General features: G+C 44.9%; 19 protein-coding genes. 6 read left to right on the top strand and 13 right to left on the bottom strand.

Translation table 11 applies throughout. The features are described from left to right. Nucleotides 1-58 precede the first annotated feature (58 nt). On the top strand, nt 59-583 hold the full coding sequence (locus tag OCV12_RS21785) for a hypothetical protein (RefSeq protein ID WP_176679660.1): 525 nt from the start codon (nt 59-61) through the stop codon (nt 581-583). A gap of 309 nt (nt 584-892) precedes the next feature. Continuing rightward, on the top strand, nt 893-2,779 hold the full coding sequence (locus OCV12_RS21780; RefSeq protein ID WP_261886123.1) for a methyl-accepting chemotaxis protein: 1,887 nt from the start codon (nt 893-895) through the stop codon (nt 2,777-2,779). 92 nt (nt 2,780-2,871) lie between these two features. On the opposite strand, the gene OCV12_RS21775 is transcribed toward OCV12_RS21780, so the two are convergent. The 4 genes from OCV12_RS21775 to OCV12_RS21760 all read right to left on the bottom strand — a co-directional run bounded on the left by OCV12_RS21775 (nt 2,872) and on the right by OCV12_RS21760 (nt 7,718). Then, complete coding sequence (locus OCV12_RS21775; protein ID WP_390904563.1) at nt 2,872-4,479, bottom strand: ABC-F family ATPase; 1,608 nt, start codon at nt 4,477-4,479, stop codon at nt 2,872-2,874. Between the two features lie 288 nt (nt 4,480-4,767). Then, on the bottom strand, nt 4,768-5,454 hold the full coding sequence (locus OCV12_RS21770) for a putative ATP-dependent zinc protease (protein WP_261886122.1): 687 nt from the start codon (nt 5,452-5,454) through the stop codon (nt 4,768-4,770). An 11-nt stretch (nt 5,455-5,465) separates the two neighbouring features. Next, a complete protein-coding gene (locus OCV12_RS21765; protein WP_017632435.1) occupies nt 5,466-6,650 on the bottom strand; it encodes an amino acid aminotransferase in 1,185 nt (394 codons plus the stop codon). Nucleotides 6,651-6,875: 225 nt separating this feature from the next. Further along, the gene (locus OCV12_RS21760) at nt 6,876-7,718 is read right to left on the bottom strand and encodes an AraC family transcriptional regulator (protein ID WP_261886121.1); all 843 of its coding nucleotides are present in this window, start codon (nt 7,716-7,718) and stop codon (nt 6,876-6,878) included. A 90-nt stretch (nt 7,719-7,808) separates the two neighbouring features. On the opposite strand from OCV12_RS21760, the gene OCV12_RS21755 reads away from it, so the two are divergent. Further along, nucleotides 7,809-9,236 carry an MATE family efflux transporter gene (locus OCV12_RS21755; RefSeq protein ID WP_261886120.1) on the top strand — a complete coding sequence of 476 codons (1,428 nt, stop codon included), beginning with the start codon at nt 7,809-7,811 and terminating at the stop codon, nt 9,234-9,236. A 114-nt stretch (nt 9,237-9,350) separates the two neighbouring features. Here OCV12_RS21755 and nrdG read toward each other — a convergent pair whose 3' ends face one another. Both nrdG and nrdD read right to left on the bottom strand, forming a co-directional pair. After that, complete coding sequence (nrdG, locus tag OCV12_RS21750) at nt 9,351-9,821, bottom strand: anaerobic ribonucleoside-triphosphate reductase-activating protein (RefSeq protein ID WP_012600613.1); 471 nt, start codon at nt 9,819-9,821, stop codon at nt 9,351-9,353. Between the two features lie 155 nt (nt 9,822-9,976). Further along, entirely contained in the window at nt 9,977-12,097 is a 2,121-nt protein-coding gene (nrdD, locus tag OCV12_RS21745; protein ID WP_017109601.1) for an anaerobic ribonucleoside-triphosphate reductase, read from the bottom strand. A gap of 303 nt (nt 12,098-12,400) precedes the next feature. Between nrdD and OCV12_RS21740 the strand changes: the two genes are divergently transcribed. After that, nucleotides 12,401-13,276, top strand: coding sequence for an endonuclease/exonuclease/phosphatase family protein (locus OCV12_RS21740; protein ID WP_261886119.1), 876 nt, complete (start codon nt 12,401-12,403; stop codon nt 13,274-13,276). A gap of 100 nt (nt 13,277-13,376) precedes the next feature. On the opposite strand, the gene OCV12_RS21735 is transcribed toward OCV12_RS21740, so the two are convergent. The 5 genes from OCV12_RS21735 to OCV12_RS21715 all read right to left on the bottom strand — a co-directional run bounded on the left by OCV12_RS21735 (nt 13,377) and on the right by OCV12_RS21715 (nt 17,400). Next, on the bottom strand, nt 13,377-13,808 hold the full coding sequence (locus OCV12_RS21735) for a YeeE/YedE family protein (protein ID WP_261886118.1): 432 nt from the start codon (nt 13,806-13,808) through the stop codon (nt 13,377-13,379). Next, the gene (locus OCV12_RS21730; protein WP_261886117.1) at nt 13,808-14,269 is read right to left on the bottom strand and encodes a YeeE/YedE family protein; all 462 of its coding nucleotides are present in this window, start codon (nt 14,267-14,269) and stop codon (nt 13,808-13,810) included. Before OCV12_RS21730 ends, OCV12_RS21735 begins: the two co-directional genes overlap by 1 nt. A 215-nt stretch (nt 14,270-14,484) precedes the next feature. Further along, on the bottom strand, nt 14,485-15,717 hold the full coding sequence (locus tag OCV12_RS21725) for a glycosyltransferase (protein ID WP_261886116.1): 1,233 nt from the start codon (nt 15,715-15,717) through the stop codon (nt 14,485-14,487). A 98-nt stretch (nt 15,718-15,815) separates the two neighbouring features. After that, nucleotides 15,816-16,280: a GNAT family N-acetyltransferase gene (locus tag OCV12_RS21720; RefSeq protein ID WP_161749315.1), complete on the bottom strand. Its 465-nt coding sequence runs from the start codon at nt 16,278-16,280 to the stop codon at nt 15,816-15,818. A gap of 22 nt (nt 16,281-16,302) precedes the next feature. Next, on the bottom strand, nt 16,303-17,400 hold the full coding sequence (locus tag OCV12_RS21715) for a ketoacyl-ACP synthase III (protein WP_261887118.1): 1,098 nt from the start codon (nt 17,398-17,400) through the stop codon (nt 16,303-16,305). Between the two features lie 122 nt (nt 17,401-17,522). On the opposite strand from OCV12_RS21715, the gene trxC reads away from it, so the two are divergent. Then, entirely contained in the window at nt 17,523-17,957 is a 435-nt protein-coding gene (gene trxC, locus OCV12_RS21710; RefSeq protein WP_008224637.1) for a thioredoxin TrxC, read from the top strand. Between the two features lie 109 nt (nt 17,958-18,066). Here trxC and OCV12_RS21705 read toward each other — a convergent pair whose 3' ends face one another. Beyond that, nucleotides 18,067-19,734 (bottom strand): GMC family oxidoreductase, encoded by a 1,668-nt coding sequence (locus OCV12_RS21705; protein ID WP_261886115.1) that lies wholly within the window; start codon nt 19,732-19,734, stop codon nt 18,067-18,069. After that, entirely contained in the window at nt 19,727-21,334 is a 1,608-nt protein-coding gene (locus tag OCV12_RS21700; protein ID WP_261886114.1) for a long-chain-fatty-acid--CoA ligase, read from the bottom strand. The genes OCV12_RS21705 and OCV12_RS21700 overlap by 8 nt, the downstream gene beginning before the upstream one ends. Before the next feature lie 369 nt (nt 21,335-21,703). Between OCV12_RS21700 and OCV12_RS21695 the strand changes: the two genes are divergently transcribed. After that, complete coding sequence (locus OCV12_RS21695) at nt 21,704-22,729, top strand: AraC family transcriptional regulator (RefSeq protein ID WP_261886113.1); 1,026 nt, start codon at nt 21,704-21,706, stop codon at nt 22,727-22,729.

The following is a 22,729-nucleotide window of genomic DNA, read 5'->3' as shown; positions in this document are numbered from 1 at the left end:
TGCATATTGCAGGCTTTTTTGTATATACTGCCGAAAATACAATTTATATGGAGTCACCATGCTAGGTCGCACAAACAAGACTGTCCTTCTGGGGTTAGCTGCACTGTGTTCATTCTCTGCGTCTGCAAACAACTTTAACTACAACACATTCGAGCTACGCATGGGTACAAGCCCGAGTACTTTCGGTGGTGAAGTGACGACAATGTTCACCCAGAACTCTCACTTTGTTGCACGTATCGATTCTGAGTTTGAGAGCGATTGGGATGCGGCTGTAGGTATGGGATTTAACGGTCCAATTAGTCAATTTGCTGACGTTACTGGCCAAATGCTGTTACACAACATTGAACGTAACGATGACAACCACATCAAAACTGAGATTAACATCGGTTTAAGAGCTTGGTTAATGGCGAACGTTGAAGTTAACGCACGTCTTGGTCAACTGATCGACAACGACGATACGCGTTCAATTGTTGGTGTTGGTGCGCGTTTCCACTCTACTGATCAACTTTCCGTTGGCCTAGATATGCGAAACAATGGTACTTACGGTCACCAAATCCTAATGTCAGCTCGATTCGGTTTCTAGAACCAATAAACAGCTAAAACATGGTAAGTAACTAATTTTGTTAAAGTTAACTTACTGTGCCAAGCTTCAAGGCTAATCGATTTTGATACTGGTTAGCCTTAATTACCCTCTTATTATCTCCTGCTTTGTTTCGATCTTTTTGATGCAAAAACCTAAAATCCTTTCGATGATTCTCCGCACTAACTCTCTGTATTAAAGTTATTTTTATATAACAAATTTATTAATAAAAGCTAATTGATAAAACCACTTTACGGTAGTACGACGTACTGATACTCTCTTTCGAAATTCAAACAGAGTGAAGTACCGTAAATGGGTTTTAGCAACATTTCAATCAAGAACAAATTAACATTGATGTTTGTCATCGTTATTTTCGCGATGACAATGATTCAGACGTATATAACAGGGAAGCAACTTCTTAACGAAACCTACCGCTCTATTCAGCAGTATTCGACAACCCTGACCAATGCCAATGTATCGGGTATCGAAAAATGGGTTGCAGGACGTATCAACGTGGTTAACGCAGCCAAAGATGCGTTCAAATACACCGATGACCCAACCAGTTACTTCACGCAGAGCACCAACGCAGGTCAATTCCAAATCGCTTATGCTGGCCTTTCTGATGGCCGCTTTTTACAAGGTGTAGACTTGCCGATTCCTCAAGGTTATGACCCTCGTACCCGTGATTGGTACAAAAAACCGATGGCAACGGGTCAAACCGTAGTCACCGAACCCTACATTGATGTGGCAACCAATGACCTTGTAGTAACCATCGCTAGCCCATTTAGCACTAACGGTTATTCTGGCGTTATTGGCGCAGACCTTAATCTCAATACATTAATCAAAGATGTCGTGAGTATCGAGCAGCCTGGCGTTTACGCATTCCTCGTCGATGGCGAAGGTAATATCGTTGCCCATAGGGATCGCAATCTTACGCTTAAATCGGTTTCAAACATTTCAAACAACCTATCAGCTCAAAAGATTCAATCACTCGCTCGATACCCCGAATTTGAAGAACTGACAATCGACGGTACGGAATCTTTACTCTCGGCACAGAAAGTCCCACACACTGACTGGTATTTCACCGTTGTTATCGACAAAACCAAATCTTTTGCCTCTTACCGTTCATTACTTCGTCAATCGGCGATCTTTGGCCTTATTCAACTTGCCGTTATCGCCTTTGTGGCAATGTTTATCATCAAGAAGGCGCTTGCGCCATTAACGACGCTAAGCTCGGCAATGGAAGCACTGTCTAAAGGTGATGGTGACTTAACACAGCGTATTACGGTAAACAGCAAAGACGAAATCGGCACGTTAGCGCACCACGTCAACGCTTTCATCGCTAAGCTTCAAGAGATTGTGCGTGATATTGCCGACTCTTCTCATCAGCTTAATCAGCAATCTGAAGTCAGTACCAATGTTGCGCGCCAAACCAGTGAAGGCTTGTCAGTACAACTTCATGAGATCTCACAAATTGCCACGGCAGTACACGAGATGTCGGCAACGGCAGAAGAAGTGGCAAACAACGCTCAAATGACGGCAGATTCAGCGATCGGTTCTACGGAAAACTGTGAACAAGGCAAGCAAGTGATCATTCGTAACCAAGATTCGATCACCAACCTCGCCCAACAAGTTGAAAATGCATCAGGGATCATTCAAGAAGTTGAGAAAAATGCCCTGGATATCAATGCGATATTGGCAACGATTTCAGATATTGCAGAGCAAACCAACCTACTCGCTTTGAATGCGGCTATTGAAGCAGCACGTGCCGGTGAACAAGGTCGTGGCTTTGCGGTAGTAGCAGACGAAGTTCGCGTTCTGTCTCAGCGTACTCACAGTTCAACTGACGAGATTCGCGAAATGATTGAGACTCTGCAGAAGAACAGCGTGAGTGCCGTGGAATCAATGCAACGCAGTCAAGACTTGGCACAATCGAGTGTCGATGATGCAAACAATGCGACGACAGCATTAGAAGAGATCGCGACGTCGATCCAACAGATCTCGGATATGGCTTCACACATCTCAAACGCGGCGTCTGAACAAAGAACCGTAACTGGCGAAGTGAGCAAGAACATTCAGTTAGTTAATGATGTGTCAGACAACATGTCGACTGAGGCAGATAACTCTCGTCAACTTTCTGAAGAACTGCGTGGCATCGCCCAACAGTTGAACACGCAAGTACAGTTGTTCAAATACTGATTAGACATCTAGATCTAATCGAAACAAAAAGCCCCCGACCACTTATGTGTTCGGGGGCTTTTTATATTCTCATGTCGATGAATCGTTAACTGTTATAAGTTAACCATCAACATCTTTTTCTGGTGATCGAGGTACTCTTCGTAAGTACCTTGGAAGCTCACTAGCTGTTGGTCTTTCACATCAATGATGTGCGTTGCCAATGAAGATACAAACTCGCGGTCATGGCTCACGAAGATAAGCGTGCCAGTGTAAACCTTAAGTGCATCGTTTAGGGCTTGGATTGCTTCCATGTCCATGTGGTTGGTTGGTTCGTCCATCACAAGCACGTTGATGTCTTGCATCATTAACTTGCCGAATAACAGACGGTTCTTCTCACCACCTGAACAGTTACGAGCTTTCTTATTCGCATCGTCAGCCGTAAACAGTAGACGACCAAGAATACCGCGTACCATTAGGTCATCGTGCTTCGCTGTACGCCATTGTGAGATCCAATCGAAGATGCTCAGATCGTTATCAAAGTCCTTAGTGCTGTCTTGTGGGCAGTAACCTACAGAAGCATTTTCAGACCATTTAACGATACCTTCGTTCTGCTCTAGCTCTTGAACCAGACAACGTAGCAGCGTGGTTTTACCTACACCGTTCTCACCGATAACCGCAAGGCGCGTACCAGCTTCAAGCAGTAAATTACCACCAGCAAACAGTCTTTCGCCATCGAAGCCGTGACCAAGTTCTTGAAGTTCAAGCGCTTGACGGTGCAGTTTCTTGCCTTCACCAAAATCGATTGATGGGCTCATACGGCTCGATGATTTCACTTCATCAAGCGTGATTTTGTCCATTTTCTTAGCACGTGAACTTGCTTGCTTCGCTTTAGATGCGTTAGCACCAAAACGGTTTACGAAGTCTTGAAGCTCGCTGATTTCAGCCGCTTTCTTAGCATTGCTTGCTAGAAGTTGTTCGCGAATCAAGCCAGATGCTTCTAGGAAGTACTCGTAGTTACCTGGGTAAATACGTAGCTCACCGTAGTCGATGTCCGCCATGTGCGTACATACAGAGTTCAGGAAGTGTCTATCGTGCGAGATGATGATCATTGTACATTTACGTTGGTTTAGCTCTTCAGCCAGCCAGTTGATCGTGTGAATGTCCAAGTTGTTGGTTGGCTCATCAAGTAGCAGAATATCTGGGTTTGCAAATAGCGCTTGTGCCAATAGCACACGCAGTTTCCAACCCGGAGCTACTTGCTGCATCAGACCGAAGTGGAACTCTTCTTCGATACCTGCTTGAATCAGGATGTCACCCGCACGGCTTTCTGCTGTGTAGCCGTCCATTTCTGCGAATTCACTTTCAAGCTCAGCGACTTTCATACCATCGTCTTCACTCATTTCTGGCAAAGAGTAAATGCGGTCACGTTCTTGTTTTACTTCCCACAGCTTTCTATCGCCCATGATTACAACGTCGATAACGCTGTACTGTTCGAATGCGAACTGATCTTGGCTCAAAACACCCAGTTTTTCTCCTGGAGTGATAGAAACATTGCCCGAACTTGGCGTTAGTGCGCCACTTAGGATTTTCATGAACGTTGATTTGCCGCAACCATTAGCGCCGATCAAACCATAGCGGTTGCCGTTACCAAATTTAGCAGAGATGTTTTCAAACAGCGGCTCTGCGCCAAATTGCATTGTGATGTTCGCGGTAGATATCAAAGAACTAATTCCTAAGCGTGTACTGACAGATAATTATTAGGCAGAAAGACGTGCCTAAATAAGAAGTACGAAAGTATGGATTAAACATAAAACGAAGCGCGGATTATATAGAGATCAGGATCACATTGTCGAGGTTAAACAGTGAACGGATAGCGAACAATGCACAATTAAATGCATTTCGTCGGTTATTACGCCATAAATAGAAAAAATCCCCGCTAATTCCATTAGCAGGGATTCGATTTATCAAAACAGAAACGTCAGATTGAGTCAGAACTCATAGACTTAAATCTATTTAGTGATTTTCTTCTGAACGTATTTTTTGCTCACATCGACAACCGCAACATCTCTAAAGAAGCTTCTACCCAACAGAAGTGGGAAAGAAAGATGCGTTCGGTCGGCTAGCGTAAATTCAGTTTTGTCTTTTAGGTCACCAATTTGAATTGAAGCCACAACCACTGCGCGTCGTTGTGTACCTTCTGCACTTGATTGCTTGATCTTAACCCAGCGCTCTACTGGTAAGCTGATCTCTTCAGTTGTGATGCCGTCGTGTTCAATCTTGAACTTAACCCAGTCTTTGCCGTTACGTTCAAAATCAACAATATCAACTGCACTGATTGAAGAGGTTGTTGCACCTGTATCGACACGCGCTTTAAACGCTTCTTTTAAACCAGGAACAAACACCCACTCTTCTTCACCAAGAATCAGTTTGCCGTCACTTGTTTTTCTAACCTTCTCTACTGGTTTTTCAACAGGCGCAGGTTTCACTTCTGGTTCAGTTGGTTTTACTTCTTCAGGCTTCTCAGTAGGTTCCGTTACTTTCTCGCCTTCTGTTGCATCCGTTTTTGAAGAGTCATCTACAACAGGTTGTTCAATCTGAGGCTTTTGCTCTGGCTCGACAGGAACTTGAGTCGTCGTCGAACAAGCAAACAAGCCGCCACTTAACGTTAGGGTAATAATCGCTTTCCAATTATACATTCAGTCACCTTCTATTTTGATACGTTGGCTATCGCTTTTGCTACATAAGGAATATGGGATTCAGAAAGACCTGCAATATTGATGCGTCCATCACCAACACCGTAGATGCCATATTCTTCACGTAATTGATTCATTTGAGTTTCTTTAAAGCCTAGTACAGTAAACATACCTTTATGGCTTTCAATGAAATCAAATTGTGACGTGTTATAAGTATTTCGCAATTCATCACATAAACTTTGGCGCAGATTCAACAAACGTTGCTGCATTTCACTCAATTCTTGCTTCCAAATCGTTGTTAACTCTTGATTCTGAAGAATTGTTTTCACCAAAGCCGCACCGTGGTCTGGCGGCATAGTGTAAGTTGAACGAGCAAGGGTCAGCAGTTTACCTTTGGCATTACCAACGTGTTCGCTGTTCTTGCCAATAACAATTGCTGCACCCGTTCTTTCACGGTACAAACCGAAGTTCTTTGAGCAAGATGTTGTGATCAGCATCTCTTCAACGTTGTTCGCCATATGTTGAAGACCTTTCGCATCTTCTTCTAGACCGTCACCAAAGCCTTGGTAAGCAATATCAACGAATGGTAAGAAACCATTCTTTTGCGATAACTTAGTGATTTCCTGCCACGCTTCAAAGTCGATATCCGCACCCGTTGGGTTATGACAGCAACCGTGCAGTAGTACCACGTCTGATGGACCCGCTTTTGAAAGGTCATCCAACATTTTTGCAGTATCAACTTGCTTCGTTTCAGGACTGAAGTAATTGTAGTAGCGAACTTTTAAGCCTGCCGCTTCCATCACCGGTTTATGGTTAACGTAGCTTGGGTTTGAAATCCAAACAGTGGTGTCTGGTTGAGAAACTTTCATTAAGTCGCCCAACATACGAAGTGCGCCACTTGCACCCGGTGTTTGAATCGCTGCTACGCGATCCATAGCAGAAGTCCCTTTAAGCAGCAGATCAACCATGCTCTGGTTAAACTCTTCACAGCCTGCTAGGCCAACGTAAGCTTTGGTTTTCTGAGTTTCAACAACGATATCTTGAGCCTTAGAAACGGCTTTCATGATCGGTGTTTCACCTTGGTCGTTTTTATAAACGCCAATGCCTAAATCGACTTTATCAGTACGAGTATCGCCGCGGTAAGCAACAGAAAGAGATAGAATTGGATCTAAAGTTGGTTTTGGTAGATGTGAAAACATGAAAGTCACAACCCTTTGAAATTCAAGTAATGGATTTCACGTTAACATTTTCGTACTAAAATCAGAAACATTTTTTAATAGAAGCGCTTAGTTACCATAAGTAATCAGAGATTGGTCGTTTCAAACGGATAAATAGTGCAAATTTCAATCACCTAATGACCCATTGCACAACTCAAAGCGCTTTATTTCTATGTGTCGATACGTCTTATGTAGCCATATGCTCTATTAAGATTGAGCACTCTGTTTGAATTGTCTTGGTGTCATTCCCGACCATGCCTTAAACCGAGTGCTAAAGTTAGCGGCATTGGGATATCCAACTATCTCGCCAATGTGTTGAATCGACCAATCACTCGACCTAAGCAGTCTTGCAGCGTATTCCATCCTCATACGCATAATATGAGTCATCGGGCTATGAGAGTAATAACGTTGGCACAAGCGGTGGAAGTGCGGCTCTGAACACGGGAATAGGTTTGCTAGCTCAAACACATTCCACTCTTTATGCAGCTGTTTTTGCACGCTGTCGAACACTCGCCTCAAGCGAATCAAATTTCGAGACTGTTGCTGCGGGACTGGTGCATTAATCATGGACTCTATTTGCGCTACGCTGTGATTGGCAATCGCTCCACCGAGATCAATCGGCAAGGCAATACTTCTCAGCAAGGTATGAATACAAGACGAGACGACTTCGGCTGCAGGAGAAAGCGTATAACTAACCTCATCACTGACGACATTATCCCATTGCTTATCAGGCGATAGAAAGATCCACGCTATCTGCCATGTTTCTTCTTCAATACCAAAACCGTTCTCCACGCCTGCAGGCACAGTAATGCACGACCCCGACTCTAGAATGTATCGACACCCTTCGCTTTCGAGCCACCCTTTGCCTCTCACGGTGTACAGCAGCATGTGTTTTTGTTGGTTCTTTCGGTAGACAGAAAAGAAATCACGGCACGAAGCTGTCCCACATTGAACGATACCGAGCTCTTCGAATGCCAATACATGGCTTTGATCGACAAACTCTTGATGGGTCTTTTCAGAGATCTCGTACCGTTCTTGTTTCTCGCTCATACCGTCGCTAGCTCGTTCATGTTGCCGAACCACTAAAGTGGATAGTTTGGCAAAAGTTTGTGATGAACCTGAACAATACAGCTATAACAAATGCCGATAAACTTCTCGCATATTCAACAGAGGGGAAATGTGATGCTCTCGACATATCGTCATTTAGACAAAGAGTTTTGGCAAAAGCTAATACACATCGGTTTACCAGTCTCACTACAAACCATGTTGTTTTCATTGCTCGGCGTGGTCGATATTTTCATGGTCAATCAGCTTGGTGATGCGGCAACCGCAGCAGTCGGCGTTGGCAACCGTATCTTCTTCTTTAACTTGATCATGGTATCGGGAATTAGCGGTGCAGTCAGTGTGCTAGCTTCGCAATATTTTGGAGCGGGCGATTTCAATGGTATTCGGCGTGTCTTGTCGCAATCTTGGGCTCTGTCTATCTTTGCCATCATCCCTTTTGTTTTGATTTATACACTGGTTCCTGATTCAGTCGTGTCTGTAGTGGCCTCAGACCCTGATTACGTCCGCTTGGCAACGGATTACCTTTGGATAACAGGAGCCAGCCTTATTGGTACCGCGATCGTCGTACCGCTAGAAAGCGCATTGCGATCGGTCGGTGAAGCCAAATTGCCCACCAAGATAAGTATTTGGGCAATCATCGTTAATGCGATTCTCAATGCCCTACTGATCTTCGGACTATTTGGCTTTCCGGAACTCGGTGTGGTTGGCGCAGCGATTGGTACCACGGTTTCTCGATTCTTTCAGACGATTGCATTGCTTGTTATGGCGAGAAAACATTACTCGCATCTATTCCCTACAATTGAGAGTTGGCGTGATGCAATCTTACCTAAGCACAGAAAGAAGTACTTTAAGATTGCTATTCCTATGTTAGTTCACGATACGGCATGGGCTGGTGGAATACTGATTTACAACGTTATTGTTGGGCAGATTGGGGTTGGTGAACTTGCGATCATCTCACTCTTATCACCAGTGGAAAGCATCTTAATTTCAGCTTTCTTAGGCTTTGCCGTTGCCGCTTCAATCATTCTCGGTAACGAGATCGGCGCGAAGAACTATCAACGTGTTGAAAATACCGCTTGGGGCTATGTACTTGTGAGTTGTGCGCTTGCGACACTATTGGCTGTGCTGTGTTTTATCGCCAAGCCAGCCATTATTCAATTAATCGATTTAACGCACTTGGCACTCAAAGATACAGCGGTCAACGTCGCCTTAGTGATGGCGGCAGGGATGATATTGAGAGTATTCAACATGGTTGGTATCGGAGGTGTGTTAAAAAGTGGTGGAGACATCAATTACAGCATCTTCATCGACATATTCGGCCAGTGGGCAATTGGCATTCCCCTCGCCTATTTCACCGCTTTGGTGCTGGGCTGGTCTTTAGAATGGGTGTTGATGATTGTGTTACTGGAGGAGTTAGCGAAGATAGCTTTAACCAGCCAGAGGATTCACTCTAAGAAATGGATCAACAACTTAATAGAAGAGCCCGATAAGGTCACTGCTTGAATGGCAGTTTAAGCGAATAAACGAAAAGAACTCACACCCAAGGGCCGATTGGATACATTGCGCTAACCATGACGCCCTTTTTCGTTTTACGAGTGTGCTAAGTCACGACAACCGTTATATGTCAGTGAATCGATGGATGATTTGATTTGAACTGCCACGCCAATCTAGCATTGGATCCGCTTTGTCTTGCTCGAAACGACCGTCAATTAAGGTGTCTACGTATTCAAGCACTTGCTTCTGCTTTTCATCCAGTTCGTCTAGCTCGTAACCCGTCCACATCCAGATATCTTTGCCTTCACATTCCGCTTTCACGCGCTGAACCAACTTGAGTACTTCAGACACATTCGCAGGATGGAGCGGATCACCACCAGACAGCGACAAACCACGACGTTTGATTCGCGGATCATTCAGATCTGCAATAATGTGGTCTTGAAGTTCTTGAGTAAACAAATGCCCAGAGTCCAACCTTTGCGTCGATTGGTTATAGCACCCGCGGCACTGATGCACACAACCCGACACAAACAAGGTGCAGCGTGTTCCTGGGCCATTTACAACGTCGATTGGGTGATATTGGTGATAGTTCATAAGGCAGTATTGAAAACTCGTTATGGCTTAATAGTTTGAAGTGAAGTGCTGTCACAGCTGAAGCGAAAGAACTGGTATCGACATAACGCCGATACCAATCTTATTTCTTGAAACGTAGATCTTCTTAGTAAGCTAGCTAATGATCTTAGTAGTTACTATAGGTGCTTCACGCGGCGTTTAACTTCTTCTTGTTTACCGAAGTTAAATGGTCGTGCATCTGGGCTACCAAGGTAACCACAAACACGGCGTGTTACCGATACTTTGGTTGAGTCGTGGTTGCCACACTTAGGACACGTAAAGCCCTTACTTGTACAATCAAACTCGCCGTTGTAACCACACTCGTAACACTCATCAATCGGTGTATTCGTGCCGTAGTAAGGTACGCGTGTGTAGCTGTAGTCCCATACGTTTTCTAGTGCTTCAATGTTCTTCTGCATATTCGGGAACTCACCGTAACAGATGAAACCGCCGCTAGAGATTTCAGGATAAGGCATCTCGAAATCGATCTTGTCGTATGGGTTCACTTTCTTCTGCACATCTAAGTGGAAGCTGTTGGTGTAGTAACCGCGGTCCGTTACACCATCAATCACACCAAACTCTTTGGTATCGATGCTGCAGAAACGGCTACATAGGTTTTCACTTGGTGTGCCGTACAGGCTGAACGCGTAACCAGTCTCTTTCGTCCAAGATTCCACTTCACGCTTCATGTACTCCACTAACTCAAGCGCTTTAGCACGCATTTCGCCATCGTCGTACAGGTGAACGTCGGTACCGTAAAGAGCTGTCATCGCTTCGTGGATACCGATGTAACCAAGAGAAACAGACGCACGACCGTTCTTGAAGATATCAGCGATTGAGTCGTCTGCTTTCAAACGAACGCCACATGCACCTTCCATATATAGGATTGGAGCAACACGTGCTTTCACGTTTTCTAGACGAGAAATACGAGTTTCTAATGCACGACGAGCAAGCTTAAGTTTTTCATCAAGCAGTTCGTAGAACTTAGCCATATCTTGCTTCGCGTTAATCGCGATACGTGGCAAGTTCAGGCTAACAACACCTAAGTTGTTACGACCTTCATGAATCAACTCACCGTTTTCTTCGTATGTATTCAAGAAGCTACGGCAGCCCATCGGCGTTTTAAATGACCCTGTCACTTCTACTACTTTGTCGTAGTTAAGAATGTCTGGGTACATACGCTTAGAAGCACACTCAAGCGCTAATTGCTTGATGTCGTAGTTCGGATCTTGCTTCTGGTGGTTCAAACCATCTTTAATTGCAAACACCAGTTTAGGGAATACGGCAGTTTTACGGTTCTTACCCAAACCTGCGATGCGGTTTTTCAAGATAGATTGCTGGATAAGTTTCGAACCCCAGCTTTCGCCTAGACCAAAACCAAACGTAACGAATGGTGTTTGACCGTTAGCTGTGTGCAGCGTGTTTACTTCGTATTCTAGAGATTGGAATGCGTCGTAACACTCTTTCTCTGTACGAGAGATAGCAAAAGCTTCTGGGCTATGAATGTCCCACTCTTTCGCTAATGATAAATGCTTCTCGTAGCTCGCCATTACGTAAGGTTCTAGAACCTCATCGATACGGTTAATCGTTGTACCGCCGTAAATGTGGCTCGCCACTTGTGCGATGATCTGTGCTGTTACCGCTGTTGCTGTAGAAATAGACTTTGGTGTGTCAATTTCTGCGTTACCCATCTTGAAGCCATGCGTTAACATGCCTTTCAGATCGATAAGCATACAGTTAAACATTGGGAAGAACGGTGCGTAGTCTAGATCGTGGTAATGAATGTCACCACACTCGTGAGCTTGTACGATGTCACGTGGCAAAATGTGAGTTTTCGCATAGTGTTTAGCCACGATCCCCGCCAGAAGGTCACGCTGAGTTGGGATAACTTTGCCGTCTTTGTTGGCATTCTCATTGATCAGATCAACATTGCTTTCTTCGATCAAACCTTCGATCTCGCGAGTTAAAGCGCTTTGCTTTTCACGCGCGATGTCGCGGTCATGACGATATTCAATGTAGGCACGAGCCAGAGACTTATAAGGTCCCTGCATTAGCTCGTTCTCGACCATAGTTTGAATTTCAGAGATATGAACTTCATCGTAGTCTTCGAGCTTCAACTCAACTGCTAATGCCACATTCAGTGCATAAATAGCAATTTCCTTATCGGCTTTGTCTGATGCTGCTTCCACTGCAGCTTGGATGCGATCTCTACTGAATGGAGCCCTTGAGCCATCACGCTTGATTACGATTGATTTCACCACTTCTCCTTACTCATGAGGTATTCACAGACTTATCCACAAACACACTATATAGAGCGATTTATCGTTTAACTAACACTAGATATTGTGGCGTATTTAACGAGAACCACCAACTTTGAGTATTGATTTGGATCAACAAAAAGAGAACGCTGACTAAGATCAATTCAATATTATTACGCTAGTTCTCAAGTCGAAAAGAAACAATGTAACAATAAAAAAACTGCTAAAAAGAGTTGAATTTTTGGTAAGTGTTGTAGGATAACGGCTCATCAATATTGGAAGACAAAATTAGGGATATTTGGCATGAAACGACTTCGAAACTGGATAATGTTAGGTTGCTTACTCAGTAGCCACGCATTTGCTGAACCTTTGACCATATCCAGTTGGAATATCGAATGGTTATCAACCAACGAGGCTGTGAATAAGTTTTCCGCCCAACGTGATCAAGCTGATTTCGATAAACTCAAACAGTACTTCCAATCTTTAGACGCAGACGTGGTTGCTTTTCAAGAAGTCGATGACGCAGATGCCATTCAGCGTGTGGCTGGCGATCAATACAAGATATTGATGTCTGACCGAGCATTACCAGAAAACAGTAACCGCCAGTTCAAAGAAGTGAACCAATACACAGGCTTCGCAGTTCTTAAAGGCATCACACTCACCGACTACGCTGACTTTCCTCTGGAGTCGAGTTCTAACAGCAAGCTTAGGTTTGCCAGTTACATGGTCGTTGAAACAGGCTCAAAACCAATTCACATGCTGTCTGTGCATTTAAAGGCAGGCTGCAGCGGCGCGTATAAGTCTAACCGCGATTGTTCACGCCTAAAAGACCAAGCTCAACAACTCAATAAGTGGATACAACAAAGAGAACGTAAAGGTGAAGACTATGCGATCTTAGGCGACTTCAACCATAACCTATCCTACTCAAGAGATTGGATGTGGAAGGATTTAACTGAAAACACGGATGCTCGTTTGGCGACAAGAAAGACCCGTGCGGATTGTAAGGTTCGATCAAATCGTAATAACCACCGCACACACCAATTCCGCTCTGTGATTGATCACATTGTGGTTAGCGATTCATTGAGTGCGTCACCTGCGAAACAGAAGGTATTCGAAACGCAAGATGTGCTGGATTACAAACTTAGCGACCACTGCCCAGTTTCAACGACCATCAAGTAATAAATAGAGATGTAAAAAAGGCTGACGCGCTTTCAAATTCCAGCGCGTCAGCCTCTCAAATGCTTATATCAAGCCTACTCGATAAGCGGTAGGTTGAACGTTAGCAAGCTTTATTCGTTCGACCAGCCAACCACATTCCCGCCAGCATGCTAATCATAAACACCCACACGGTTGGGTTACCGCCACTGAGACTCGTCACCGCAGGCCCTGGGCAGAAGCCTGCAATCCCCCAACCTAATCCAAACGCTGTTGAACCTAGAATCAGCTTTCTGTCGATTCGAGGGTTGTTGCGGCTATCTAACGGCTCGCCATTGATTGCTTTAGCGCGCTTTTTAATAACGAGGTGATAAAACGGAGCGAACACCAGTAGCGCACCACCCATGACGAATGCCAAGCTGATATCCCAATTGCCAGTCACATCTAAGAAGCCGAGTACTTTGTTCGGGTCAACCATACCTGAGATGATCATACCCGAGCCAAACAAGATCCCAGCCAATAAACCGACAATGATAGTAAATGAAGAGTTTTTCATTACGCCCCCAATCCCATCAGGTTCTTGATAAGCACGGTTGCTATTGCTACACCCATAAATACACACGTCGCGATAATCGAGCGTTTAGACAAACGCGCCATTCCCACAATGCCATGTCCGCTAGTACACCCATTCGCCGTTTTAGTGCCAAAGCCGACTAACAGGCCAGCGATAACGACTACCAAGAGGTTCATCTCTTCCAATTGAAGGAGTTGGTAACCGGCAGGAATCAACAACCAACCACTTACGACCATTCCAACAATAAATGCGATACGCCAATGCTTGTCAGTTTTATCTGTATCCACGCCTTCGCTTTCTTTGTTGCTGGTGCCAACTGGCAATAAACGGCTAACAATGCCACTAATACCTGCAACTCGACCAATGCCCAACATTAAAACAATGGCCGACACACCTAACAACATGCCACCGAAAAACGCATCCCAAGGAATCAAACTAAGCACAGACCTCTCCTATCAACAAACATCATAAACTCATAACAATCTTTAAATTAGAGTTTACTAATAAATATAAATTAGTCAATGCTAATATAGATCACCTTACTTGTCCTTACGCGTGTTTGATCTGTTACTCAGCCTGCACAAAGCCACAAAAAAGCCCTTAGGCTTAACCTAAGGGCTTATGATTTAATTCGGTTGTATTGGTTGTATTGTGTAAGCTACTTAGTCTTGTTCTTTTCAGCTATCCACTGCGACATGTACTTGGTACTCGCCATGCTGTGGTGCTTAAGCATCGAGCCAAAGAAGTTATCCAATCGATGAGATTTAAGCTCAGACTCTAGCGCAATCAATCGCTCGATCAATTTGTCGCCCAGTTGATTCTGTTCATAGTGTGCTTCAAGGATTGAGTGACATTGGCTTTGAGCCTTAAGCCAACTCTCTTCATCTTTATAGAGAGCAACAGCTTGTTCAACAAACTCATCAATATCATCTGCCACCGCGCCAGGCCATTGTAGTTCGCCTTGCGGTAGCATGCCTTCACTGCCGATCTCGCTGGTTACATTCGGAGTTTGCAGCTTCATCGCATCAAGCAACTTACCTTTAATGCCAGCACCAAAACGTAATGGCGCAACACAAACACGCGCCTGTTCCATTACTTCTTGAGCGTCTTTCGCCCAACCTTTGATATGGAAACCGGTTTTAGGGTTATGCAAAGCCGTTGCTTTCGGCGGCGGGTAAGATCCGTAAATATGAAGTTCAGTGTCAGGTAACTGCTTACGAATCTTCGGCCAAATCTTCTGTAACTGAAGCACTGCATCCCAGTTAGGCGCATGTCTAAAGTTACCTATCGTCATGAAATTCTTACGTTCTTCAAAGCTTTTCGTGCTTTTAGGTAACGTATTGAGATCAACCATGAACGGAAGATGATGAAGTAACTTTGGATCAATATTGAATTCAGATTGCAGCAGTTCCATCTCGTAGCTTGAGATGATCAACGAAAGATCACATCGCAGAATCGCAGCAATTTCACGTTTCGCTAAGTCACTGTACAGGTGCTCTTTCGTTAACTCTGTCTCTTTCTTAACAGCTTCATGTCGAGCATTACGTAGGAACTGTAAATCCTCAGTATCCAGTAGCTTAAAGGAATTCGGACATACCTTCTCAACACGCCAACCGAACTGCTCTTCCATCATAAAACGGTCAAACATCACGACATCTGGCTGCAGCTCTTCGATGTACTGGTCAAAGCTATCGCAATTTAGCTGAATAGATTGGCTTGTGATGCCCTCTTCAGAGAGATCAATCATGTGCTCGGTTTCTTGAGCTGGCGTTGCGAACTCAACAGACCAACCTTGTCTCTTAAATAGACGTAATAGAGACATCATATGGCTGCCAGCCGCCGATGAATTTGGTTCTGGCCAAACGTAGCCAATTGCTAAAACTTTCTTCAAAACACTTCCTAAGAAATAACAAAAGGGACTGTAGAAGTCCCTATTTAAACGTAAATCGATTTATACCGCTGATTATAATTAGTTTTAAAACTCAACGATCAGATTCGCTCACCGACATTGCGAGCTATCATAAGCACTTCATCCGCAGAATACAGGTTTGAAATCGTGGTTTCGACTTCTGCACCCAACGTCGATTGATAAAGCTTTTGTGCAAAGTTGTCTGCTCTGGTGGTCACTAATACATGTTTTAGTGTCGAGCCTTGCTCTGCTAGCTTCTGCTTCACTTGCGGCAAAGAGTCTAGAATCAGTTTTTTACCCAATCCTTGCCCCTGCGCGCTCGGTAACACAGCAAGTTGCTCTAGTTCCAAAACAGCTTCAGGTCTAAACCCACTCTTTTGCACCCAAATAATGTAGCCGACAATCTCGCCTTCGTTTTCGGCAACGAAGTTAAGAAAGCGTGGCGCTGCATTTAAGTTACATTGTAACCAATCTTTTGAACTTTGCTGTCGAACAAAAGTAGCTTGGTGAACTAAAGCCGCCCCATCAAGGTCAGCTTCTGTCATAAAACGAACTTGCACCATGCTGCTACTCGTTCTCAGAATTAGGACGCGTTTTACAGTGTAAAATGGCTCTTTCTAAAAGATCTAAAGCCGACTTATCCGCTTCTGGTAGCTTAGCATCCGATTGACCTAGTGGTTCAACACGGCTACCCCATTTAATATGACCAGCACCCCAAGTTAAACCGGCACCGAATGCCGCTACAAGGATGTTTGAGTTAGGTTTAACAAAGCCTTGCTCTAACGATTCACATAAAGCAATTGGCACAGTCGCAGCCGACGTGTTGCCGTAGTTTTGAATGTTCACGAACGCTTTCTCACGTTCAATGCCCGCCATATCACACAGAGTTTGAATAATTCGGATATTTGCTTGGTGAGGAATCACAACATCGATGTTGTCTGTTGAGATACCTGTACGGCTCAATACAGTATGTGCTGCCGCACCCATGCCTTTAACCGCACGTTTGAAGATCTCTTTACCTACGAAATCAAAGTCCCAGTAACCGTTGTCAGCAGCGAAGCGATCCATAGAAGTACCGAACTTTGGTACTGCTAGAATATCGCGGCCTTCGGCGTCACAACCGATCTGCGCTTCTTGCAGGCCAACTTGCTCTTCAGTGCGAGATAGAACCACAGCGCCAGCGCCGTCACCGAATAGAACCGCAGTATCACGCTTGGTCCAGTCAATGAAGAATGAAAGACGTTCTGCGCCCACAACGATCGCATTGCGGTAGTTGCCCGCTTGAATCAATCGAGTCGCGGTTTCAACACCGTAAATGAAGCCAGTACATGCTGCATTAAGGTCAAAAGCCGCTGCGCTCTTGATGCCTAAGTTCTGTTGAACTTTAGACGCAGTATTTGGAATAAGAGAGTCAGGACTGCACGTTGCGATGATCACGAGGTCGATATCTTCGGCAGTAAGGCCAGCACACGCCATTGCGTGTTGAGCAGCAACAGTCGCTAGCTCAGAGGTATTTACATGACTGATACGACGGTTTTCGATACCAGTTCGAGTACGAATCCACTCGTCAGACGTATCAATGAAAGTGCTTAAATCATCATTGGACAGCACGGCTGGTGGCAGACACTTTCCCCAGCCAGTAATCTCGGCGTAAAATTTTGTCATCATTTACCTGTTTATTGTTTGTTTTTATTTAAGTATCGTATTCTTGTTTTAAACAGTATAAGCGTTCCGTGCGTGATTCGTAAATCGCGTTAGACACGGAGTTGCAATAAAAAGAGAAAGTTATGTCTACATTCAACACACGTTGCCCTTCTTGCGGTGGCGTAAACCGAGTTCCTTCAGAACGAATTTCAGAAAGCCCAACTTGTGGTAAATGCAAAAACGCATTACTAGATGGCGCGCCAATCGAAGGCACGTCATTGAATTTCCAATCTATTTTGAACAGTTCACAGCCTGTGGTTGTCGATTTCTGGGCAACATGGTGTAACCCATGCGTGGGCTTCGCCCCTGTGTTTAGTGACGTTGCAAAAGAGCGTTCTGGAGATGTTCGATTCGTTAAAATTGATACTGAAGCTCAGCAGCAACTTGCCGCAATGTACCAAATCAGGAGCATTCCTACTGTGATGGTATTTAAAGACGGTAAACGTGTCGACACGATCAACGGTGCGTTACCAAAAGGTCAATTTGATCAATGGCTTAATCAAGCTCTAACTAAGTAAGTTTGTTTCGATTCTTTCAGTAACCAACAAACAAAATAGGTTAAGGACCCTTAATGGATAAGGCTCCCTAACCTATTGTAAATCCGCCTGTTATTTCTAACCTGTGCTTCTAACCAGTCATTTCATGTTCTGCGCTCTCATTCGCGCCTTCCTTGTTTACACTGTCTTTCTTATCCAAGCTATATTGCTCTTTAATCTGATCAGCGACTTTCTCAGCAATCATTATGGTTGGCGCATTAGTATTGGCCCCGACTAATGTCGGCATAACCGACGCATCAATGACTCTTAAATTATCCAATCCATAAACTTTCAAATCTTTGTCCACCACGGCTAATGAATCACCACTAGTTCCCATTTTACAGGTTCCAACAGGGTGATATTGGGTATCAGCGCGGTTACGGATGTCTTGTTCGATAGCCTTGTCATCACTAGCATCGACAGGATAAAAAGCATTACCACGAATATCATCGAACGCTTCACTCTCTAGCATTTGATACTGCTTCTTCCATCCTTTAATCATGATCTCCATATCTTCAGGGTGACTAAAAAACGCAGGATCGATCTTTGGCGGATCGTATGGATCGGCGCTATTCAGTGTTACGGTGCCATGGCTCTTAGGTCTAAGTAAGGTGACATGTGAGGTAAACCCATGACTGGTATGGATTTTTCTCGCATGGTCATCGACTACTGCGACCACAAATACAAACTCTAAATCCGGCACAGCGATATGATCATCGGAACAAAGAAAACCGATTCCCTCTGCAAAGTTACTGCTCATCTTGCCACGGCGTTCTTTATGCCATAGCGGTAAAGCTTTGGTCATTTCAGATGCCATTTGCAGCGAGATACCAAAAGTTTCGCGCTTTTCGCTGCACTTATATGAGTGAACTAAGTCGATATGATCTTGCAGGCTCTTACCCACTCCCGGTAACTCGTGAACTTGCTCTATGCCATGAACCGCCAACTCATCTTTAGCGCCAACGCCCGATAGCAACAGCAACTGAGGAGAGCCAAAAGCACCTGCAGACAAAATGACTTCCTTGTTGCATCGGATCTGATAACGTTTGCCATTCGAGCCGTATTCAACACCGACCGCTTTCTTACCTTCAAACAAAACCTTATGTGTGGTTGCTTTAGTTACCACAGTAAGATTGGGTCGTGACAAGTTTGGCGTCAAGTAAGCCTTAGCAGCGCTACATCGTTCACCATTCAGCTGAGTCACCTGCGTCGGCATTGCACCAAACTGAGCGGCACCGTTGATGTCTTCATTGCGAGGCACACCTATCGACTCACACGCAGTTAAATAGCGTTCCAACATTGGGCTTGGCGACCTAAGGTTCGCCACATTCAATGGACCGCCTTGGCCATGGTACTCATCTTGATGGACTTCGTTATTCTCTGCTTTCTTAAAGTAAGGCAGACACGATTCATAGTTCCAGCCAACATTACCTAAGCTTTCCCAAGTGTCGTAGTCATAGCGATGCCCACGGGCGTACATCATGGCATTGATAGAGCTAGAGCCACCGAGTGTCTTACCTCTCGGTTGGTAGCCTTTACGACCATTTAAACCCGGCTGTTCAACGGTCTCGAAAGCCCAGTTGTTGAGCTTGGTTGGCATCATCGCCACAACACCCACTGGAGTATGGATAAATGGGCTCATGTCTTTGCCACCAGCCTCCAATAAACAAACGGTCGTATTTGGATCTTCAGACAGCCGAGAAGCCATCACACAACCAGCGGAGCCACCGCCCACGATAATAAAGTCATAGTTATCCATTGATTGCCTCCGCGACTTCTAGAGGGTGCAACTCTCGCTTCAATATTTTACCTGTTGCCGTCATGGGTAATGCACTACGAATGAATACTTTACGAGGGTATTTGTAATCGGCTAGTTGCTCACGACACCAAGTCATCAAGGCTTTGCTATCACATTGGGTATGCTCGTGAAGCACCACATGCGCATGAATCTCTTCACCTAGCTGCTCATGATGTTCACCCACTACCGCCACCATTTCTACATCAGGGTGACACATCAATACTTCTTCTATTTCTCGTGGATAAACGTTGTAACCACCGCGGATGATCATGTCTTTCACACGATCAACAATGAACAAGTTACCTTGCTCATCAACGCGTCCGATATCACCCGTTAAAAACCAACCATCTCGGATCGCTTCTGCCGTCGCTTCCGGTCGTTGATAGTAACCTTTCATGACACTTGGGCTCTTAATGCACACTTCGCCCAATTCTCCCATTGCCACCGAGTTGCCTTGTACATCAGTAATCTTGATAAGGTGACCACACAGCGGTTGACCAACACTGCCCGAAAGACGATCTCCATCAATGTGATTGAAAGTCGCGACTGGCGCTGTTTCAGATAACCCGTATCCTTCCAATACTGGTAATTCAAAGCGTGATTCAAACTGACGAATGACCTCAAGTGGCATCGAAGCACCACCAGACACGCCAAGCCTCAAGCTATGTTTAACCTGTTCAGACCGTTTGCTTGTTTGCTCTGAAGTGTCGGGAGACTCCTCTCCCGCCTTTAGCAACGCGATATACATAGTGGGAACGCCAGCAAAGACACTCACTTTGTGATTAATGATCTGATCGATCACCAGAGATGGCTCAAAGCGCGGAATCAGGACCATGGTTGAACCCGTCAACACACTCGCGTTCATCATGACGGTTTGGCCAAAGCTATGGAACAGAGGAAGCGTAGCCATCGTCGTGTCGCTGTATTCCAATCTCATAAGATACTGTGACGACATCGCATTGGTTTGCATGTTGGTGTGTGAAAGCTCAGCGCCCTTTGGCTGACCTGTGGTACCCGAGGTATACAGAATTACCGCGGTATCATCGCCATGACACGCTACAGACTCAAATAAATCCAAAGGTTGTGCTAGCCAATCTGCAATCGTTTCTTGCTGCTCGTGGTTTTCTGAGAGCGTGGATGTTGCGCCGCTAGGTATTGGCATAGACACGAAATGTTCGCAGTTATCGGCCTGCGCAAAACCTTGTAATCCATAGCGCCCAATAGGTAACTCTTCACTGCCCTCAAAGCATAAATAAGCTTTCGCGTCAGAGTCATTGAGGTGATAAGCGATCTCTCTGGCCTTAAACAACACGTTTAAAGGCACTACGACACAGCCAGCTTTTAGAATGCCGTAATAAGCGATGGGGAAATAAGTCACATTGGGACACGACAGCGCGACCTTATCGCCCTTATTTAAGCCAAGTCGTTCTAAATTGGCAGCTACCTTCCCAGCAAGTTGTTCCAACTGAGCGAAGCTGACTTCATCCGTGCCCATACGCAGAGCGGCTTTAGTTGGAAACAGCGAAGCGCTACGTTCCAAGTTAACAGCAAGATTGTGCATCCATGATCTCCTTATTTGGCTAGACCTATCGGTCACATTCGCCTTAGACGTTTTAATCGTTGTAATAAGTGTGTCTTTGTTGCTATCAGAGCCTGCACATTGGTGTGTCATGTAGGTAAAAGTCGTTATTGAGCAAAATGTTTGAGACGCTCCAATGTGCAACTCATCAAATTACAACATTTTGATAACATATCGAACAGGTTTCAAAAAGACAAAAACCGGTGATATTCGGACATAGCTCTATCAAGCCAAGTAAAACCTTGCACACATCAAGCAAAAGTCTGAACAAGCTTAGGAAAGTGAGAACAAGCAACAGGCGTAAATGTTAAAAGTTCGGTTAAGATGACGATATTCAACAAGAGGCATCCTATGGAATACACCGCAGTCTACGAACCCGATATGCAAGCATTCGGTATTCTTGATCTTCAACTACTGCATCGTTACATGTCACCAGCTCTCAGTATCGAAGCCTTGCTGGAAGGCAGTAACATTGATGACCTTCAGCTCAATACACCAGACACGCACATTACGTTGGCACAAAAGTTGGCGGTGTTTAGCAATGCACTGGCGAATACTGATGAAGACGGTTTAGGGTTAAGAGTTGGCCAACAAGCTCGGTTTAGCGACTTTGGTGTCTTGGGTTATGCGGTGTTCAGTAGCGAAACGCTGTTAGATGCTTTGCTAATTGGATTTAAATATCTCCAACTTGCCGGCCCGGTGCTGAGAAAAACCATGTCGGTAGAGGATAACGTTGGGTACTTTAGAGCGGAACAGCTGATCGACTTGGACTCTCTGCTGCCGTTTTGTTGCGAGTATTGGTTCGTGGCAATTCAAAGCCTGTGTGAAGAAGTCCTGCAACAACCCTTTCCATCCCAAGTGATCCGCTTCCCTTATCCGAAGCCAGAATACGGTGACCTCTATACCGAGATTTTCCGTTGTCCTGTTGAATTTAATAGTGACCGCCTTGAATGGCAGTTTGATGCAACTAGCTTGTACTCGCCTCTTCCTACGGCCAATACCATCACGTTACAGATGTGTCTTAAATCATGTGATGACATGTTGGCAAAAGTCAGTGCGTCCACCAGCCTTAAAGAAAAGGTCTCGCAAATGCTGCTTGAGAGGCCAGGAAGTTACCCATCAATAGAGTCGATCTCGTCAGAACTGGGGATGTCTTCTCGCACACTGCGTAGACACCTTAAAGCTGCCGATACCAGCTATCAGAAGATACTCGACCATGTCCGCTTTCATCTGTCTCGACACTACCTGTCTTCGACCAAAATGAGCATTGAGGAGATCTCTGAGCGTGTGGGATTTTCAGATAGCGCGAACTTTCGTCATGCCTTCCGTAAGTGGAGTGGAAGCTCGCCACGCCAATACCGTAAAGAGGCGGTCTAA

The sequence above is a fragment of the Vibrio pomeroyi genome (genome assembly GCF_024347595.1).
Classification (GTDB): Bacteria; Pseudomonadota; Gammaproteobacteria; order Enterobacterales; family Vibrionaceae; genus Vibrio; species Vibrio pomeroyi.
This window is presented reverse-complemented; position numbering and strand designations above follow the sequence as displayed.

Coding starts and splice junctions, on each gene's coding strand:
- OCV12_RS21770 (WP_261886122.1), bottom strand. CDS start 5,454: ATGTATAATTGGAAAGCGATTATTACCCTAACGTTAAGTGGCGGCTTG.
- OCV12_RS21695 (WP_261886113.1), top strand. CDS start 21,704: ATGGAATACACCGCAGTCTACGAACCCGATATGCAAGCATTCGGTATT.
- OCV12_RS21705 (WP_261886115.1), bottom strand. CDS start 19,734: ATGGATAACTATGACTTTATTATCGTGGGCGGTGGCTCCGCTGGTTGT.
- OCV12_RS21785 (WP_176679660.1), top strand. CDS start 59: ATGCTAGGTCGCACAAACAAGACTGTCCTTCTGGGGTTAGCTGCACTG.
- trxC (WP_008224637.1), top strand. CDS start 17,523: ATGTCTACATTCAACACACGTTGCCCTTCTTGCGGTGGCGTAAACCGA.
- nrdG (WP_012600613.1), bottom strand. CDS start 9,821: ATGAACTATCACCAATATCACCCAATCGACGTTGTAAATGGCCCAGGA.
- OCV12_RS21720 (WP_161749315.1), bottom strand. CDS start 16,280: ATGACAGAAGCTGACCTTGATGGGGCGGCTTTAGTTCACCAAGCTACT.
- OCV12_RS21735 (WP_261886118.1), bottom strand. CDS start 13,808: ATGAAAAACTCTTCATTTACTATCATTGTCGGTTTATTGGCTGGGATC.
- OCV12_RS21700 (WP_261886114.1), bottom strand. CDS start 21,334: ATGCACAATCTTGCTGTTAACTTGGAACGTAGCGCTTCGCTGTTTCCA.
- OCV12_RS21760 (WP_261886121.1), bottom strand. CDS start 7,718: ATGAGCGAGAAACAAGAACGGTACGAGATCTCTGAAAAGACCCATCAA.
- OCV12_RS21755 (WP_261886120.1), top strand. CDS start 7,809: ATGCCGATAAACTTCTCGCATATTCAACAGAGGGGAAATGTGATGCTC.
- OCV12_RS21740 (WP_261886119.1), top strand. CDS start 12,401: ATGAAACGACTTCGAAACTGGATAATGTTAGGTTGCTTACTCAGTAGC.
- OCV12_RS21715 (WP_261887118.1), bottom strand. CDS start 17,400: ATGACAAAATTTTACGCCGAGATTACTGGCTGGGGAAAGTGTCTGCCA.
- OCV12_RS21765 (WP_017632435.1), bottom strand. CDS start 6,650: ATGTTTTCACATCTACCAAAACCAACTTTAGATCCAATTCTATCTCTT.
- OCV12_RS21780 (WP_261886123.1), top strand. CDS start 893: ATGGGTTTTAGCAACATTTCAATCAAGAACAAATTAACATTGATGTTT.